This window comes from Comamonas nitrativorans (assembly GCF_042654765.1).
In the GTDB taxonomy this organism is placed as follows: domain Bacteria; phylum Pseudomonadota; class Gammaproteobacteria; order Burkholderiales; family Burkholderiaceae_C; genus Comamonas; species Comamonas nitrativorans.
The window spans coordinates 1-1,219 of the sequence record NZ_JBHSEW010000027.1 but is presented as its reverse complement, the minus strand read 5'-3'; the positions used below and the strand labels follow the sequence as shown (position 1 = coordinate 1,219).

The following is a 1,219-nucleotide window of genomic DNA, read 5'->3' as shown; positions in this document are numbered from 1 at the left end:
GGAGTGACGCAATGGACATGCTGACATGGTGGAATCCCGGCGCAGGCCTGGGCTTTGCGCTGGGCGTGCTGTGCGGCGCCGCCCTGGTGGCGTGGAGAGGGCGCTGGCGCGGCCGCAGCCGGGGCCTTTCCCGCCAGGCCGTGCTGGCGCAGATCGACCAGCACGCGCTGGACGTGATCGTCAACAACGCCAGCATGCTCTCCTCCTTCACCCGGGTCGTCGCCTTCTCGCGCACCCAGACAGAGAGCCTGCAAGCCCTCGACGAGAGCGTGCAGGGCCTCTCGCAAAGCGTGGCCACCGTGGTGCAATCGGCCGATGTCTCGCGCCAGCAAGTGCAGTCCATGTACGAACTGGCCCTGGACGGCGACCGCCTGCTGCGTGAAACGGCCGAGCAGATCACCGCCCTGGGCAGCTCCGCCCACGGCCTGGATGCCCGTTTTGGCGAAGTGCGCCAGCACACCGAAGCCATCGACGGCATCCTGTCCATGATCAAGAACGTCGCCATGCAGACGCACCTGCTCTCGCTGAACGCCGCCGTGGAAGCGGCGCGTGCCGGCGAACAGGGCCGAGGCTTTGCCGTCGTTGCCGACGAAGTGCGCAAACTGGCCGCCCGCACCAGCGAAGCCACCCAGCAAATCCAGCACATGATCGTCGGCATCACCAGCAGCACCCGGGCCGCCGACCAGTTCCTGCAAACCGTGCTGCAAGGCATGGACGGCGGGGTTGCCCGCACCCAGCAGACCAGCCACGCCCTGGTCGACATCCGCGCCCGGGCCGAACAGGCTCTGGCCGCCACCAGCGGCATGGCCCAGGCCGTGCAGGCGCAAACCCACTGGGGCGAACGCCTGGTGCAGCAAACCCAAACATTGTCGCAAGCGGCCCGGGAATCGGTGGAATGGATCGGCAAAAGCAACGCCCAGGTACGCACCGTGCAAGGCATGGTCGGCCAGCTCAAGCGCGAGACGGCGGCCTTGCAGCCAAGGCGCAAGGCACTGGAAGTGATCGGCGACTGCGTGGAGGAAATGCGGGCGTGCAACATCCTGATCATGAATGCCGATGCCTGGTCCGAGGCCCAGGCGGCGGTGGGGCGCATTGGCGAGCTGGATGCTCTGCTGGACCAGGCCTGGGGCAAGCTGGGGGTGTTGACCGGGACAGGGCCGGCGGACACTTTCAGCGCTGCGCTGGCGCATTACCGGCAGGTGCGGGCGCAGATGTTGCA

General features: G+C 67.6%; 1 protein-coding gene. It reads left to right on the top strand.

Annotation, left to right across the window (positions count from 1 at the left end):
* Positions 1 to 17 precede the first annotated feature (17 nt).
* Positions 18 to 1,219: methyl-accepting chemotaxis protein (locus ACFO3A_RS15635; protein ID WP_377728231.1), on the top strand; the 1,202-nt coding region annotated here is incomplete at its 3' end.